At 67.5% G+C, this 15,290-nt stretch carries 15 protein-coding genes and 1 riboswitch; of the genes, 11 read left to right on the forward strand and 4 right to left on the reverse strand.

Features of this window, described 5'->3' with window-relative positions; genetic code table 11:
* Positions 1-15: 15 nt before the first annotated feature.
* The 8 genes from AAC067_RS06125 (at position 16) to AAC067_RS06160 (ending at position 9,479) form a co-directional block, all read left to right on the forward strand.
* Positions 16-399 (forward strand): hypothetical protein, encoded by a 384-nt coding sequence (locus tag AAC067_RS06125; protein WP_339930579.1) that lies wholly within the window; start codon positions 16-18, stop codon positions 397-399.
* A 54-nt stretch (positions 400-453) separates the two neighbouring features.
* A complete protein-coding gene (locus AAC067_RS06130) occupies positions 454-1,713 on the forward strand; it encodes a TolC family protein (protein WP_339930581.1) in 1,260 nt (419 codons plus the stop codon).
* Entirely contained in the window at positions 1,710-2,870 is a 1,161-nt protein-coding gene (locus tag AAC067_RS06135) for an efflux RND transporter periplasmic adaptor subunit (RefSeq protein ID WP_339930583.1), read from the forward strand. Before AAC067_RS06130 ends, AAC067_RS06135 begins: the two co-directional genes overlap by 4 nt.
* Before the next feature lie 3 nt (positions 2,871-2,873).
* On the forward strand, positions 2,874-6,119 hold the full coding sequence (locus AAC067_RS06140; protein ID WP_339930585.1) for a CusA/CzcA family heavy metal efflux RND transporter: 3,246 nt from the start codon (positions 2,874-2,876) through the stop codon (positions 6,117-6,119).
* A 55-nt stretch (positions 6,120-6,174) separates the two neighbouring features.
* Complete coding sequence (locus tag AAC067_RS06145) at positions 6,175-6,528, forward strand: DUF190 domain-containing protein (protein WP_339930587.1); 354 nt, start codon at positions 6,175-6,177, stop codon at positions 6,526-6,528.
* Positions 6,525-8,612, forward strand: coding sequence for a heavy metal translocating P-type ATPase (locus AAC067_RS06150; protein WP_339930589.1), 2,088 nt, complete (start codon positions 6,525-6,527; stop codon positions 8,610-8,612). Before AAC067_RS06145 ends, AAC067_RS06150 begins: the two co-directional genes overlap by 4 nt.
* Positions 8,609-9,052, forward strand: coding sequence for a DUF305 domain-containing protein (locus AAC067_RS06155; RefSeq protein WP_339930591.1), 444 nt, complete (start codon positions 8,609-8,611; stop codon positions 9,050-9,052). The genes AAC067_RS06150 and AAC067_RS06155 overlap by 4 nt, the downstream gene beginning before the upstream one ends.
* 115 nt (positions 9,053-9,167) lie before the next feature.
* On the forward strand, positions 9,168-9,479 hold the full coding sequence (locus AAC067_RS06160; protein WP_339930593.1) for a hypothetical protein: 312 nt from the start codon (positions 9,168-9,170) through the stop codon (positions 9,477-9,479).
* Positions 9,480-9,649: 170 nt separating this feature from the next.
* Here AAC067_RS06160 and dmeF read toward each other — a convergent pair whose 3' ends face one another.
* Positions 9,650-10,621, reverse strand: a complete 972-nt coding sequence (gene dmeF, locus AAC067_RS06165; protein WP_339930595.1) for a CDF family Co(II)/Ni(II) efflux transporter DmeF — start codon at positions 10,619-10,621, stop codon at positions 9,650-9,652.
* 10 nt (positions 10,622-10,631) lie between these two features.
* The gene (locus AAC067_RS06170) at positions 10,632-10,907 is read right to left on the reverse strand and encodes a metal/formaldehyde-sensitive transcriptional repressor (protein WP_339913080.1); all 276 of its coding nucleotides are present in this window, start codon (positions 10,905-10,907) and stop codon (positions 10,632-10,634) included.
* Positions 10,908-10,959: 52 nt separating this feature from the next.
* A riboswitch (yybP-ykoY riboswitch) is annotated at positions 10,960-11,128 on the forward strand.
* 1 nt (position 11,129) lies between these two features.
* On the opposite strand from AAC067_RS06170, the gene AAC067_RS06175 reads away from it, so the two are divergent.
* Complete coding sequence (locus AAC067_RS06175) at positions 11,130-11,702, forward strand: manganese efflux pump MntP family protein (protein WP_339930597.1); 573 nt, start codon at positions 11,130-11,132, stop codon at positions 11,700-11,702.
* A 188-nt stretch (positions 11,703-11,890) separates the two neighbouring features.
* On the opposite strand, the gene AAC067_RS06180 is transcribed toward AAC067_RS06175, so the two are convergent.
* The gene (locus AAC067_RS06180; RefSeq protein WP_339930599.1) at positions 11,891-13,021 is read right to left on the reverse strand and encodes an acyltransferase; all 1,131 of its coding nucleotides are present in this window, start codon (positions 13,019-13,021) and stop codon (positions 11,891-11,893) included.
* Between the two features lie 238 nt (positions 13,022-13,259).
* On the opposite strand from AAC067_RS06180, the gene AAC067_RS06185 reads away from it, so the two are divergent.
* Both AAC067_RS06185 and AAC067_RS06190 read left to right on the forward strand, forming a co-directional pair.
* Entirely contained in the window at positions 13,260-14,000 is a 741-nt protein-coding gene (locus tag AAC067_RS06185) for a helix-turn-helix domain-containing protein (protein ID WP_339930601.1), read from the forward strand.
* Positions 14,001-14,046: 46 nt separating this feature from the next.
* Positions 14,047-14,898 carry a sterol desaturase family protein gene (locus AAC067_RS06190; protein WP_339930603.1) on the forward strand — a complete coding sequence of 284 codons (852 nt, stop codon included), beginning with the start codon at positions 14,047-14,049 and terminating at the stop codon, positions 14,896-14,898.
* Positions 14,899-14,915: 17 nt separating this feature from the next.
* Here the strand turns inward: AAC067_RS06190 and AAC067_RS06195 are convergent, their stop codons facing one another.
* On the reverse strand, positions 14,916-15,191 hold the full coding sequence (locus AAC067_RS06195; protein ID WP_298747054.1) for a metal-sensitive transcriptional regulator: 276 nt from the start codon (positions 15,189-15,191) through the stop codon (positions 14,916-14,918).
* Between the last annotated feature and the right edge of the window lie 99 nt (positions 15,192-15,290).

Raw genomic sequence — 15,290 nt, forward strand, 5'->3', positions numbered from 1 at the left:
ACGATTGGAAGATTGATGTCGCGGCGCACCGTGTTATGGAGCGCCATGGGATTGTCCTCGGCCAGGCACGGTTGGATGACGGCGCTGCTTGCGTCGTTCCTGGCCCTGTTTGTCCTGATCTCCGCCGCAGAGGCCGCCACCTGCGCACCCGAGGCGGCGACCGCCCATGCCTCGGAGAGGCTCGCCGACTCCTCGGTCGATCCTGATTCGGACGACAATGACCGGCCCGATCAGCACGCGATCTGCGCGCATGGCCACTGCCATCACAGTTCCTCGGCGACCAGCCAGACACCTGAAGCCCTGACTCCGACGACGAACGGTCAAGATCCCGCGTTGCCGTCGACCGATCGGCTTGCGTCTCGCAAACCCACCGGACCGGACCGCCCTCCCAGGGGCTGACGGGTTCGCGCGCTCACGCGCGCCTTCCACGTCAACCATCCGGGAAACAGGACCATGCTATCCACAAATTGCCGTCTGCCGCGCACCGCGGCCGGCGGAGCCGCGATCACATTCGCGGCGACCCTGGCCATACTGGCTCCAGGGTCAGCCCTTGCCGAACCCGTCACCCTGGCCGATGCGCTGGCGCGCACCGCGGCCTCTTCGCCCACTCTGGCGGCCGCTGAAGCCGACGTTGCCGTCGCCCTCGGTCGAGCCCGGCAGGCCGGTTTCAGGCCGAACCCGGAGCTTGACCTCTCCGTCGAGAATTTTTCCGGCACCGGCGCGCTTTCCGGATTGAACGAAGCCGAGAGCACGCTGAGCGTCGGACAGAGATTTGAACTCGGCGGAAAGCGGCCTGCGCGCGAGCGCGCCGCCCGGGCCGAGGTGGACGTCGCGCGGCTGCGTCTCGGGGTCGCTCGCGCCGATCTGCAGCAACAGGTGCGTGACGCCTATGCTGAAGCCTGGGCCGACAGTCGACGGGTCGAACTCGCCCGTGACCAGTTCGTGCGGGCCGACAATCTGCAGACCATCGCCACTGAACTGGTCGACGCGGGCCGCGAGCCGCCGCTTCGTGCCCTGCGGGCGCGCACGGCGGCTCTTGAAGCCGTGGGCCGGGTCCGGGCCGCCGAGGCCGAATATGCGCAAGCCCAGCGGGCGCTCGCCGCGCTCTGGGGCGGGAGCGAGGATCTGCCCGATCCGACGGGTCCGGAAACGGCGTCGGCCTCGGCCGCCGTTATCGATCCGGTCGACGCGCTCGACGTACGCCTCGCCGAGGCGGAGGTCGCCACCTCGATCGCCGTCATTGATCGCGAACGCACCCTGTCGCGACCGGATGTGACGGTGAGCGTCGGCGCCCGCCAGTTCCGCGGAACGGACGATACCGCCCTGGTATTCGGCGCGTCGATGCCGCTGGGTCTGTTCGACCGCAACCAGGGCAATATTGCCGCGGCCAACGCCGAGCGGACCGGGGCCGAAGCCCGCCGCAACGCCGCCCTCGCCGCCGCAATCCGGCGGACGCGTGACGCCCAGGCCGCGCTTCGCACGGCTGAGGCGCAACTCGCCTTCCTTGAAAACCAGGCCGAACCCGAGGCGATCGAAGCCGTACGCATCGCTCGCGAAGGCTTCTCGGCCGGCCGCTTCACCCTGCTGGACGTGCTGGACGCCGAAGAGGCGCTCAACACCGTTCAGGCCGCCATGATCACCGCCGAGCTGGAGCGGGCGCAAGCCGTCGCCGCCCTGACCCGCGCCTCCGAAACCGAAGGATCCGCCCGATGAAGAGATTGACCAACAAGCAACGCCTCCTGGCGGGAGCGGCCGCGACGGTCCTGGTTCTGGGCGGCGGTTACGCGGTCTGGAGCATGGCCCGCGGTGCGGATGCCGCACCGGAAACCGCCGCCGGGGCGGAAGAAAGCCATGGCGCCGGCGAGGCTCTGGAAATGGACGCCGCCCGCATTCAGGCGGCCGGCATCGTTCTGGCGCCCGTCGGCAGCGGTTCGCTCAGCGCCGAGATCGTGGCCCAGGGCACCGTCGTGGGGACGCCCAGGGGCGAGGCCGTTCTGGCGGCCCGCGCCGACGGGGTGATCACCGGCGTCTCGCTTCGCCTCGGCGACAGCGTCCGCGCGGGCCAGACCGTCGCGCTTATCGAGAGCCGCGAAGCCTCCGCGATCGCCGCCGAACGGGCGACGGCCCAGGCCCGGCTGACCGCGGCCCGGCAGGCTCTGGCCCGTGAGCAGCGCCTGTTCGACGCCCAGATTACCGCCCGGCAGGATCTGGAAGCGGCCCAGACCGTCCTGGCGGAAGCCGAGGCGGAGGCGCGGCGCACCTCATCCGCCGCCGCCGCCGCGCGGGTCTCCCGAGACGGCCGCAGCACCGGCGTCGTCAGCCCGATCAGTGGCCGGGTGACTGTCTCAAACGCGACCTTGGGCGCCTTCGTGAGCGCCGGCACCGAACTGTTCCGCGTGGCCAACTCCAGCGAGATCCAGATCCAGGCAGCGGTCTCCGCCGATGACGCCAACCGGATTGCGCCGGGTGACCGGGCCTCCATCACCCTGCCCGAAGGGGAGGTACAGGCCACGGTGCGATCGATCACGCCGGGCGTGGATGCGCAAAGCCGCGCCGCCACCGTTCTGCTCAATGTGTCAGGGGTCGGGGGCTTGCGTCCCGGTCAGGCGATCGCCGTAAGAATCTTCACACGCGACGCCCGGACGACCGACGGCGTCTCGGTGCCCGAGGAAGCCATCCAGACCGTCGAGGGCCAGGAGGTGGTGTTCGTGCGGTCCGCCTCCGGCTTTACGGCCGTGCCGGTCATTGTCGGCCAGCGTAGCGCCGGACGGGCCCAGATCACATCCGGGCTCCGGGCCGGTCAGACGGTGGCGACCCGCAACGCCTTCCTGCTGAAGGCCGCGCTGGGCGCCGGCGAAGTGGAGCACTAGATCATGATCGCCAACCTCATGGCCCTGTCGGTACGGGCGCGATGGATCATCATCGCCCTCGTGCTGGTCGTCTCCACCTACGGCGCCTGGCAGTTGACCCAACTGCCGATCGACGCCGTGCCCGACATCACCAACAACCAGGTGCAGATCAACACCTCCGACGCCTCGCTCTCGCCCGTCGAGATCGAGAAACGCGTCACCTTCCCGGTCGAGACCGCCATGGCCGGTATTCCCGGCCTGCAATCGACCCGATCCCTGTCGCGCAACGGCTTCTCCCAGGTCACCGTGATCTTCGACGAGAATGTCGACCTGTATTTCGCGCGCCAGCAGGTCAGCGAACGCCTCGTCCAGGCCCAGGAAAGCTTGCCGGCCGGAGTCCAGCCCCAGATCGGACCCGTGACCACGGGTCTGGGCGAAGTCTTTATGTACGCCATCGACTATGAGAACCCGGGCGGTCGCGGCGCGACTGTGCGCAACGGTCAGCCGGGTTGGCAATCCGATGGGTCGTTCCTGACGCCCGAGGGCGACCGGCTGGCCGACGACGTCTCCCGCGCGGCCTATCTGAGGACCGTGCAGGACTGGATCATCGCGCCGCAGCTGCGGACGGTGAACGGCGTCGCCGGGGTGGATTCCATCGGCGGGTTTGAAAAACAGTATGTCGTCGAGCCCGACGCGACCCGTCTGGCCCAGTACGGGGTCTCCTACAGCGAACTGGCGGAAGGGCTGGAAGCCGCGAACCTTTCGGTTGGCGCCAATTTCGTCGAGCGCGGGGGAGAGGCCTATCTGGTGCGCGCCGACGCGCGCATCCGCAGCCTCAGTCAGATCGAGGAGGCCATCGTCGCCACGCGCGGCGGCGTTCCCGTCGCCGTGCGCGATATCGCCACGGTGCGTCTCGGCGGCGATCTGCGGACCGGCGGAGCGACCATGAACGGCCACGAGGTCGTCATCGGCACCACCCTGATGTTGATCGGGGAGAACAGCCGTACCGTCGCGCGCTCGGTCGGCGAACAGCTGGAAGCGACCGTTCGATCCCTGCCGCCGGGGATCAAGGTCACCCCGGTTCTGGACCGCTCCAAGCTCGTCAACGCCACGATCGCTACCGTTCAGCGCAACCTGATCGAGGGCGCCATCCTGGTCGCCATCGCCCTGTTCCTGCTGCTCGGCAATGTCCGCGCCGCCCTGATCGCGGTGGCGATCATCCCGATCTCGTTCTTCATGACCGCCATCGGCATGAACTACCTCGGGGTGTCGGGAAACCTGATGAGTCTCGGGGCGCTCGATTTCGGCCTCATCGTCGACGGCTCGGTGATCATCATCGAGAACTGCCTGAGACGACTGTCCGAACGCCAGCATCACGAAGGCCGTTTGCTCAGCCTGCGTGAACGGCTCGAGGAAACCACCATCGCCACCCAGGAGATGATCAAGCCCACGGTCTACGGCCAGGCCATCATCCTGCTGGTCTTCGCGCCGCTGCTGACCTTCCAGGGCGTCGAGGGCAAGACCTTCTCGCCCATGGCCATCACCTTGATGCTCGCGCTCGTCGCCGCCTTCATCCTGTCCATCACCTTCATTCCGGCCATGGTCGCCCTGGTGATGCGCAACAAGGTTTCCGAGAAGGACGTGTTCGTCATTCGCTGGATCAAGGCGAAATACGAACCCGTGTTGCACCGGGCCGTGGCCCGCCCCTGGCCGTTTGTCGGCGGCGGTCTGGCCCTGTTCGCCGTGGCGGGGGTGATCTTCACCATGCTCGGCCAGGAGTTCATCCCGACGCTTGATGAACGCAATCTGGCGATGGCTTCCCAGCGCGTGCCTTCGACGGCGGTTGAGCAGTCCATCCGGATGCAGCTCGGTGTCGAGAGGGCTGTAACCGCCTTGCCCGAGGTCGAGGTCATGTTCTCCAAGACCGGCACCGCCGAGGTCGCCACCGATCCCATGCCGCCAAACATCTCTGACGGCTTCATCATCCTGAAGCCCCAGGATCAATGGCCGGAGGGCGTCGACAACAAGGAAGACGTGATCGAACGGGTGGAGGCCGCGGCCAACGCCCAGGTGGGGCAAGGCTATGAGCTCAGCCAGCCGATCGAACTTCGGTTCAACGAACTGATCGCCGGCGTGCGTGGCGACGTGGCCATCAAGATCTATGGCGACGATCTCGACAAGCTGACCGCCACCGCCAACCAGATCGCGGCGCAGTTGAACGCCACGCCGGGCGCGGCCGACGTCAAGGTCGAACAGACCGACGGCGCGCCGTCGCTGGATGTGACCTTCGACCGACCCGCCATCGCGCGCTTCGGTCTGACCGTGGAGGAGGTGGCCGATACGGTCGCCGCCGCCATGGGCGGTCGCGAGGCCGGGCAGCTGTTCGAAGGCGATCGCCGCTTCGATGTGGTGGTCAGGGTGCCCGGCGCCAGTCGCAATGATCTCGACGCCATCGGCGCGATCCCGGTCATGCTGCCTGAACAGGAAGGTCGAACCCGCAGCTCCGTTCCCTTGCGTCAGGTGGCGTCGTTCAACTTCACGGAGGGTTTGAACCAGATCAGCCGTGAGAACGGCAAGCGCCGTGTTGTGGTCCAGGCCAATGTGCGCAGCCGGGACGTGGGATCGTTCGTCAGGGAAGCCATGCCCAGGGTCGAGGCCGTCGCTCTGCCGGCCGGCTCCTGGATCGAATGGGGTGGCCAGTTCCAGAACCTCAAGGCGGCCTCCGACCGTCTGTCGCTGGTGGTGCCGATCTGCTTCCTGGCCATCTTCGCGGTGCTGTTCCTCGCGGTCGGCACATTCGGGCGCGCGGTGGCGGTCTTCCTGACCGTGCCTCTGGGTCTCGCCGGCGGGGTCTTCGCCCTGGCCCTGACCGGCATCTCCTTCTCGGTATCGGCGGCGGTGGGCTTCATCTGCCTGGCCGGGGTGGCGGTGTTGAACGGCCTGGTGGTCATGTCGTCGATCCGGCAACGGCTCGATGACGGCATGGAGCTGTCCCGCTCCATCATCGAGGGCTGCATGGAACGGGTGCGACCGGTCATCATGACCGGTCTGGTGCCCGCCATCGGCTTCGTGCCCATGGCCCTGGCTCACGGCACGGGCGCCGAGGTGCAGAAACCCCTGGCCATGGTGGTCATCGGCGGACTGGTCACCGCGACCCTGCTGACCTTGCTGGTCCTGCCGGCCATGAGCCGGCTGGTCCTGGGCCTCACCGAGGGGCGACGTCCCAAACCCACCGACATGCCGGCCATCGAGCCGGTCCCGGCGGAATAGTCCCGATCCCCGCCGTCGTATCGGCGGCGGGGATCCCCCATCCAAGGAGGCGATCATGCCCGACCCGATCAAACTGATGCGACTCTACACCGATGAGGCCGCCTATTTCGGCGACCGCAAGGTCTTCGAAATCGTGACCGAACGCGCCCAGGCGGCCAGCCTGGCGGGCGCGACGGTCCTGCGAGCCCTCGTGGGTTTCGGCCACACGCCCCACCTTCATCGCCGCCATCTGCTCGACGACGACCAGTCCCTGATCGTCGAACTGCTCGACCGCGAATCCAGGCTCAGGGCGTTTCTGGAAACCCTGTCCGATCTCGAACACCTCGGCCCCGTCACTCTTGAGGCCGTGGAGGTCCTGCGCTGGCCGGAACCCACGCCGGCAGACGCCCGTCAGGAGACCGTCGAATGACGTCCGAGGATATCGCGCGGCCGAAGAGCGAAGCCCATGCCGAAGGGGCGGGTGGCGGCCACGAACATGGCCACGGGGGCGTTCTGGGTCCCAACACCGAGGTGATTTTCGCCCTGGCTTCCGGCGGTGCCCTGGGCCTGGGCTTCGCCCTCGAAAAACTGGCGGCGGGCGTTCCGGACTGGGGCCCGCTCGCGCTCTACCTCATCGCCTACGGCTTCGGCGGTCTCTTCACCGTCCGTGAAGCGTTCGAGAACCTCCGGCAGAAGCGGTTCGAGATCGACACCCTCATGCTCGTCGCCGCGGCGGGCGCGGCGGCGCTCGGCGCGTGGGCGGAGGGAGCCCTTCTGTTGTTCCTGTTCAGCATCGGCCATGCCCTTGAAAACTACGCCATGGGGCGGGCCAGGCGTGCGATCGAGGCCCTGGCTGAACTGGCGCCCCGAACCGCCCATGTCCGGCGTGACGGACAGGTCGTCGAACTTCCGGTCGAGGATCTGCGGGTCGGCGACACCGTGGTGGTTCGTCCGAACGAACGGCTTCCGGCGGACGGCTTCATCGTGGAAGGAACGACGAGCATCAATCAGGCGCCGGTCACCGGCGAGAGCATGCCGGTCGACAAGCAGCCGGTCGCGGACGCGGCCGCCGCCCGCGCCCGGCCGGCCCAGGTTGGACCGGCGTCTCTGGTCTTCGCGGGCACAATCAACGGCGCCGGCGCCATCGAGATCGAGACGACCCGCAAATCGAGCGACACCACCCTGGCCAAGGTGGTGCGGATGGTGAGTGAGGCCGAGACGCAGAAGTCGCCGACGCAGCGCTTCACGGACCGGTTCGAGCGCATCTTCGTGCCGCTGGTGCTGGCGCTGGCCTTCGTGCTGCTGTTCGCCTGGGTGGTGGTCGACGAGCCGTTCCGCGACAGCTTCTACCGGGCCATGGCGGTGCTGGTCGCGGCCAGCCCCTGCGCGCTTGCCATCGCCACTCCCAGCGCCGTCCTGTCCGGTGTGGCGCGCGCGGCGCGCGCCGGTGTTCTGATCAAGGGCGGCGCACCGCTGGAGAATCTCGGCTCGCTCAATGCGATCGCGTTCGACAAGACGGGCACCCTGACGGAGGGCAGGCCTCGCATCACCGAGGTCATGCCGGTGCGTGGGACCCGGGAAGCCGACCTTCTGGCCACCGCCGTCGCCGTCGAGCGGCTCAGCGACCACCCGCTGGCGGAGGCGATTGTGCGCGACGGCGCCGAACGACTGGGCGACACGGGTCTTGCGGCCGCGACCGACCTCAAGAGCCTCACGGGAAAGGGCGTGACCGCTGAACTGGGCGGTGAGACGATCTGGATCGGAAAGCCGGAGATGTTCGGGGCGGACGGCGTGGCCGCCCTCGGCGATGAGGCGACGGCCGTCGTCGCCCAGCTCCGCCTGCAGGGTCGGACCCTTATGGTGGTGCGGAGGGGCGCGCGAGACCTCGGGGTGATCGGCCTGCTCGATACGCCCCGCGCCGCGGCGCGGACGACGCTCACCGCGCTCCGGGCCCTGGGCGTTCAGCGCATGATCATGATCTCGGGCGATCACCAGAAGGCGGCCCAGGCCATCGCCGGTCAGGTCGGGCTGACCGAGGCATGGGGCGATCTGATGCCCGAGGACAAGGTCGACGCCATCAAACGCCTGCGCGCGGACGGCAAGATCGCCATGGTCGGCGACGGGGTGAACGATGCGCCGGCGATGGCCACGGCCACGGTCGGTATCGCCATGGGCGCGGCCGGTTCGGATGTCGCGCTCGAGACCGCTGACGTCGCCCTGATGTCGGACGACCTGTCTCAACTGCCGTTCACCATCGGCCTGAGCCGACGGACCCGCGGCATTATTCGCCAGAACCTCTACGTCAGCCTCGGCGTTGTCGCCTTCCTCGTGCCCGCGACCATCCTCGGACTGGGCATTGGTCCGGCCGTGGCGCTTCACGAGGGATCAACCCTGCTGGTGGTGATCAACGCCCTGAGGCTGCTCGGCTACCGTGACCCGGCAGGGGACCGGACCCCCAATGAAATACCGGTGGCTCGCCAGGGGGCACCGGCAGATTTGAGGATACCGTCATGAAACGGATCGGATGGGCTTCGGCCATCGCCCTCTTTCTCGCGCTCTCCGCCTTCGCCTTCGGCCTGCTCTCCCGGCAGCCTTCCGGTGTGATCGACGAGCGTCCTCCCATGGACGCACGCCCGATCGACACCGAGGCCAGCCATGGCGGGATCCCCGCTGACAGCCCGTCGACCCGCGCCTTTCGCGAGGCGAACGCGCAAATGCATCGCGACATGAGCGTCGACTACACGGGCGACGCCGATATCGATTTCCTGCGCGCCATGATCGCCAATCAGGAGGGGGCCCTCGCCATGGCGCGGATCGCCGTTGAGCATGGCGAAGCGCCGGAGGTCCGCAGTCTCGCCGAAGAGATCATTGCGGGCCGGGATGTCGAGATCGTGCGCATGAAGGTCATGCTCGCGCGCCACGAGGATGCTCCGGTCACGGCCGGAAAGCGCTGACGCCGTGGCAGGCAAGCGTTCCGCTATCCGAAGCCGCGAGCTCCGTTGGCGTGAAGGTCGCTATGGCAAGCGGCGGCGCGTTCGTCCTCAGAGGCGGCCCGCGGAGCCGCGGCCCGTGCGTGACGCCGTGGTGGCCGTCGCCGCTGGTCTGGTGGCCGCCGGCGTTGCCCTGTCTATCGCGTTCGGCCTGTTGGGGGCGTACCGGATGCCGCTCCATTACGGCTACGGTCTGGTCCTTGGAATCATCATCGTCGGCGGTGCGTTGGCGGGGCCTCGCGATCGCACCGGCTGGATGATCACGGGGGCGATCGCTCTCGCCTGGCTGCTGGGGACCGGTTACCTCTATTCCGTGCGCGACCAGATCCACCTCCGCCCCGAAGGGCATCATGGAAGGACCACCGTCGTCTTCGAACCGGGACCGGGCTGAGCGCCGGGCGAGGTCAACATCGGCGGGCATTCCGGGGCCTGGCCGGTTTCAGCGCAGGCGGCCGGCGCGAGCCGTCTGGCGCGGCCCGACGCAAGGGCGGATCGTTACACACGAGCATCCGGGTGTGCTGACGGTCACTCGCGAGGGCTTCGTCGGGCGGCCGAACCGGGTCAGCGGCACTCCACGGTGAGATGTCCGAGTTCGTGGACCGGCCGCAGCCGGGTCCGTATGGTTTCGCTGTCAACCGCTCCGGTGACGCTGACGATAGCGGCGTGAGCCTCTGGTCCGACCCGCCAGACGTGCAGGTCGGTGATCCGGGCATCGCCCGGTCCCTCCACGCAATCGCGCACCTCGGCCTCGAGGGCGCTGTCCGTCGTGTCGAGCAGGACCGCAGCGGTGTCGCGCATCAGCGACCATGACCAGCGCGCGATGACGATGGCGCCGACGACGCCCATCAATGGATCCAGCCAGACCCAGCCGAGATAGCGGCCCGCCACCAGGGCGACGATGGCCAGCACCGACGTCAGGGCGTCGGCCAGGACGTGGAAATAGGCTGAGCGCAGGTTGTTGTCGCGATGGGCGCCGTGCCCGGGGTGATGATCATCATGTTGATCGACGTCCTGGTCATGGTCATGACCATGGTGGTCGTGGTCGTGATGGCCATGATGATGATGATGATGATGACCGCCCCCGGCCAGCAGCAGGGCGCTGACCAGGTTGACCCCCAGACCGAGAACGGCGACGAGCGTGGCCTGACCGAAGGCGACCGAGCGCGGATCGAACAGGCGCGCGATGGACTCTCCGGCGATCCCGAGCGCGACGATGCCCAGCACCAAGGCCGAGGCGAAGCCGGCGAGGTCGCCCACCTTGCCGGTCCCGAAGCTGAAGCGCCGGTTGGCCGAATGGCGCTTGGCATAGGCATAGGCCCCGGCCGCCACGGCCAGGGCACCGGCATGGGTGGCCATGTGGAAACCGTCGGCCAGCAGGGCCATCGAGCCATAGACCATGCCGGCGATGATCTCCCCGACCATCATGACGGCGGTCAGGCCGACGACCCACAACGTCCGCCGCGCACTCTCATCGTGCGACCGGCTGAGGAAACGGTGGTCGTGGGTCAGATAGTCGGACCCGGTGGCGGTCATGACGCGGGCTTCATCTGGAATAGCGGCGGATGAGGAGGCTCAGTTCGTCAGCGCCGCTTTGGCGATCCGCCTCGCTCAGACCGGGATCGGCGACGTGGTGACGAAGGTGATCTTCGATCAACTCTTCCAGCAATCCGCTCATGGCGCCGCGGGCGGCGGCGGCCTGCTGCAGGATTTGCGAACAGCCGGCCTCCGCCTCGATCGCGCGCTCGATCGCCCCGAGCTGGCCGGCGATGCGGCGGACGCGGGCGACGAGCTTCTTCTTGTTGGTGGAGGTGTGGGCCATAGGTACTCCCCTATAGTATCTTGCCGGAACGCGCGAGGGTGGTTAGAAGGCGCTTCCTGTTGGGGAGTAGCTTCCGGCATCTGATCGCCGGGGTCGGGTCAACACACTCGCGTTTCGACGCGTGGTCCGACCAGCGGAACCACCGCCTAGCGAGACCAGCGCGTCCCACCGCCGCACCGGCCGGGGAGGGAAGCGCTGTTCGTCGCCCGGTGGATACCCTTCATGACTCCCCTTGCCATCGCCGTCCTGTCACTCAGCATGTCCACCGATGCTTTCGCAGCGGCTCTCGGTCGCGGCGCGTCGCACCGTCCGACCCTGCCCGGCGCGGTCAAGGCGGGTCTGGTCTTCGGTGTCATCGAAGCCATCACGCCTTTGATAGGCTGGGGGCTCGGCATGGTCGCCGCGGGTCTGGTCGAGAAGATCGATCACTGGATCGCCTTCGGCCTGCTGGCCGCCGTGGGCGGCAGGATGATCTGGGAAGCGACCCGTTTCCGACCAGGGGATGCGTGCGACGAGCCGCGCCGTTCCGGACCCTGGGGGCTGATCGCGACGGCGGTCGGGACCAGTATCGACGCCGCTGCCGTCGGGGTCGGCCTGGCCTTCATCGGGGCCAATATCTGGATCATCGCCGCCTCGATCGGGCTCACGACCTTCCTGCTCGCGACCATCGGCATGGTGATCGGTCGTATGGTCGGCCGGTGCTTTGGCAAGGCGGTTGAGCTGTTAGGGGGTCTCGCCCTCGTCGCGCTCGGCCTGACCATCCTGCTCGAGCACCTGGGCGTCCTCGGTGCCTAGACGGCCTCCGGGCCCGGCTTCAGGCCCGAGCTGAGCCGGAGTTCGCGCGGGAATGGGTCTGGCGCGGATGTCGTCGGGCAACAGCGCGTCCATCACATAGAAGCCGTACCCCGCAAGTTCCCTGGCGACGCGGGCGATCTCATCCTGTCGATGCCTGGCGACATCGGACTCGATTTCCGTCGGCTCGATCACCCCGGCTCTCCGGCACGGGCATCGGGAAGGCGGCCCTCGAAGCGTCGCCGAATCCAGCGGCGTCCAGGTTTTTCCACACCCAGATGCAGCGCGGCGGCAGCGGCGACGGTGACCACGAACAGGCCCGCCAGTTCCAGGGGAGACATGTAGAAGCCGCTGTCGATCCCGCGAAGTTCCGATGCGATACCCTTGTAGGCCACCAGAAGCGGCAGGTGGACCAGGTAGAGGGCGAAGGAGGCCTCGCCGGAGAAGACGGCCAAGGGTGCGGACAAGGGGCCTTCTCCGGTAGCCTTGGCGAGCATGGACCAGGTCAGGATAACCGGCGCAGCCAGAGCGACCACCAACCGGTCGTCGAGACTGAACTGCATGGCCAGCAGAAGACCCAGGGAGGCGATCACGCAGGCAGCGATGGCGATGGGGCGGGGCCAGTGCCATTGATGGCCCAGCCCATAGAGCGCCATTCCGATCAGGAACTCCGGAAGGATGCGCAGGATGCCCATGTTGTCCTCGGCACGCGGCAGCACCTTGCCGAACATCTGGCCATAGACGGCGTCGATCACGACGAAGCCGAGCGCGCCCAGAAAGAGCAGGGCCCAGGGTCGGGTCTTCAACTTCATCGCGATCAGCGCATAGGCAGGGAAGAGCAGATAGGCGAACCACTCGGCAGACAGGGACCAGGACGGGCCGCTCCAGTTGTAGCCGAGCAGGTTCGGGAACCAGGCCTGGACGAGCAGCAAGGTTTTGACGAACCCCTCGAGGGTGTAGGTCGCCGGATCGTACTGGACCCCGGCGGCGCGGGCGACGATCACCATGACCAGGACTCCGCCCAGCACCGCCAGGTGCAGGGGGTAGAGCCGGGCGATGCGGGCGACGATGAAGCGCCGGTAGCTGAAGGTTCCGGCTGCGAAGGACGGGCCGTAGACGTGCGCCAGGATGAACCCCGACAGCATGAAGAAGGCATCCACCGCCAGCCGGGACCGCTCGATGATCGGGCTGAAACCCAGGGCGGGGTCCCACTGAAGCTGGTAGTGGAACAGGACCACGCCCACCGCCAAAAAGGCCCGCAGGCTGGTCAGGGCTCTCAGATCAGCGGGATAGCCGTCGCGCGTGGGCGTTACGGACGTCATGCGCGAAGGCCCCCAGGATCAGACGGGACACGAACGTCCGCCTAATTGATCTACGCATCGGTCGCGGAAAGCCCTCATGCCGGCGAGACTTTAGGACTCGTGCAGTATTCCTTGCCGTTGCGGACGCCCGCCCCCGGTTCCGGTCAGTCGATGTCAGGATCCTTGCGGGTTTCCCTCCTAGGGGCGATGAAGCCTGTCGTCAGTGCCGGTGATCGGCTGACGGGAACCCCGCGAGCGTATGGCCTGGCCTTCATCGAGCACGGATCTGGCCTTGGGTGATGGCTGGGCCGCCTACACAGGGCCGCACGCGGATCACCTCGCCCATGCTCATGTCGCAACCCAGCTGGCCGTGGCGCGCTCAGGCTCTGTTCGGGTGGTTCTGGGCGAAAGTCGCGCCCTGAGCGGGCCGGCGCTCATCGTCGGGCCCGGTGTGCAGCACCGGATGACGGACGAGGGCGGGGCGGTCCTGCTGCTGTATCTTGAGACCCACACACCGCTTGCCTCCAGACTTCTGGAACTGATCGCCCCGGCGGATGCGGCCGTCGCGCCTCCCTCCGTTTCAGCGTTGCTGAGCCTTGAGGCCCCGCCGGAAAGGGTGGTCGCGGCCCTCAGGGAGGGGCTCGGGGTAGAAGAAGCGAGGCTGGATCCACGCCTTGAAGCGGCCTTGTTGAAGGCGTCCGAGGACCCGACGCCCGGCGCGATCGCCCGGGCCGCCGGCGCCGTCGGCCTGTCGCCTGCCCGCCTCAGGGTTCTGGCCCGGGCACAAATGCAGGTCCCGCTCTCGCAATGGCTGCTTTGGCGAAAGCTGCAGAGGGCCGGTCAGGAGATGGCACGCGGGGCCGGGCTGGCCCAGGCGGCTGTCGCCGGCGGCTTCGCCGATCAGGCGCACCTCAGCCGTGTGACACGGCGCATGTTCGGTGTGACGCCCTTGCAGGCGTCGGGCGCGGTACGGTCCGAGGGCAATCGGTTCGTTCAATAGATCCCCGTCAAGGCGGTGCAGGGTTGAGGCTCAATGGAGCCTTCCGATGCCTCTGATCAGGATCCTCATCCGTGTCGCCTATGCGCCCGTGTTCTTCGTGGGCTTTCTGTGGTCCGCCGTGATCCTCGGCGACAGTGGCGCGCCGCTGTGGGGCCTGCCGATCCTGCTGGGCATGGCGCTGGCCGTCTCCTTCGTGGTCGAGAGGGTGGTTCCCTATGAGCGGGCCTGGAACCGTTCGCACGGCGACGATGGACGCGACCTGCTGCACGCGGTGGTCAATGAAACATCGATCTTCCTGTCGGTGCTGGCCGTGCCGCTCGTTGCCGGTCTGATTCCGGATTCCGGTGCCTGGCCGGACGACTGGCCGCTGTTGTGGCAACTGGGAGCCGCGATCCTGGTGGCGGATCTGGGTATCACCCTGGCCCACTACGCCAGTCACCGCATCGCGGCCCTGTGGCGGCTGCACGCCGTGCATCACGCCGTCAAGCGCATGTATGGATTCAACGGCTTGCTGAAGCATCCCCTCCATCAAGCGATCGAGCTGACAGCGGGTGTTGCGCCTCTGGTGCTCATGGGGATGCCCCAGAACATCGCCTGGCTGCTGGCCTTCGCCGTGGCGATCCAACTCATCCTGCAGCATTCCAACGTCGACATGAAGATCGGACCGTTGGTCTACATCTGGGCCGTGGCACCCGCTCACCGCCACCACCATCTGGCGTCACAGACTGACGGTGACGTCAATTTCGGACTGTTCACCAGCCTGTGGGATCATCTGCTGGGCACATTCCGATCCGGCGCGGACACGCCCCGGGCCGGCGAAATTGGCGTGTTCGGTCGACCGGACTATCCGAAGGGATATCTCCTCCAGCTCATGGAGCCGTTCCGGCGACGTGCCTGACCCGACTTCTCTCGGCGCTAACGGCTGGCGCGGCCGAGCAGGTCGATCAACTCCGCGGCCTTGGCCTTGCGGTCGACCGGGTCCTCGCCGGTCATTGCCCCCATGACGCAGTGGTCGAGATGGTCTTTCAACACCTCGCTCTCGACGCGCGAAAGGGCCGCACGCACGGCCTGGAGCTGGGTCAGGACGTCGACGCAGTAGCGGTCGTCCTCGACCATCCGGCCGATGCCGCGCACCTGGCCTTCGATCCGGTTCAGGCGGTTGATGACCTTGGGTTTCGTCGCGGCTTGCATTCCGTTCCTCGCGCTGCGGACTTGATATACCCCAAGACGGTATCTTGCGGTATACCCCCATAGGGTATAAATACGCTTCAGGAGACAAGGAGCGAGATC

This window comes from uncultured Brevundimonas sp., from assembly GCF_963977465.1.
Classification (GTDB): Bacteria; Pseudomonadota; Alphaproteobacteria; order Caulobacterales; family Caulobacteraceae; genus Brevundimonas.

Excerpts from the sequence above, each read along its gene's own strand:
- AAC067_RS06125 (WP_339930579.1), top strand. The coding sequence starts at position 16 with ATGTCGCGGCGCACCGTGTTATGGAGCGCCATGGGATTGTCCTCGGCC.
- AAC067_RS06130 (WP_339930581.1), top strand. The coding sequence starts at position 454 with ATGCTATCCACAAATTGCCGTCTGCCGCGCACCGCGGCCGGCGGAGCC.
- AAC067_RS06135 (WP_339930583.1), top strand. The coding sequence starts at position 1,710 with ATGAAGAGATTGACCAACAAGCAACGCCTCCTGGCGGGAGCGGCCGCG.
- AAC067_RS06140 (WP_339930585.1), top strand. The coding sequence starts at position 2,874 with ATGATCGCCAACCTCATGGCCCTGTCGGTACGGGCGCGATGGATCATC.
- AAC067_RS06145 (WP_339930587.1), top strand. The coding sequence starts at position 6,175 with ATGCCCGACCCGATCAAACTGATGCGACTCTACACCGATGAGGCCGCC.
- AAC067_RS06150 (WP_339930589.1), top strand. The coding sequence starts at position 6,525 with ATGACGTCCGAGGATATCGCGCGGCCGAAGAGCGAAGCCCATGCCGAA.
- AAC067_RS06155 (WP_339930591.1), top strand. The coding sequence starts at position 8,609 with ATGAAACGGATCGGATGGGCTTCGGCCATCGCCCTCTTTCTCGCGCTC.
- dmeF (WP_339930595.1), bottom strand. The coding sequence starts at position 10,621 with ATGACCGCCACCGGGTCCGACTATCTGACCCACGACCACCGTTTCCTC.
- AAC067_RS06170 (WP_339913080.1), bottom strand. The coding sequence starts at position 10,907 with ATGGCCCACACCTCCACCAACAAGAAGAAGCTCGTCGCCCGCGTCCGC.
- AAC067_RS06175 (WP_339930597.1), top strand. The coding sequence starts at position 11,130 with ATGACTCCCCTTGCCATCGCCGTCCTGTCACTCAGCATGTCCACCGAT.
- AAC067_RS06180 (WP_339930599.1), bottom strand. The coding sequence starts at position 13,021 with ATGACGTCCGTAACGCCCACGCGCGACGGCTATCCCGCTGATCTGAGA.
- AAC067_RS06185 (WP_339930601.1), top strand. The coding sequence starts at position 13,260 with ATGGCCTGGCCTTCATCGAGCACGGATCTGGCCTTGGGTGATGGCTGG.
- AAC067_RS06190 (WP_339930603.1), top strand. The coding sequence starts at position 14,047 with ATGCCTCTGATCAGGATCCTCATCCGTGTCGCCTATGCGCCCGTGTTC.
- AAC067_RS06195 (WP_298747054.1), bottom strand. The coding sequence starts at position 15,191 with ATGCAAGCCGCGACGAAACCCAAGGTCATCAACCGCCTGAACCGGATC.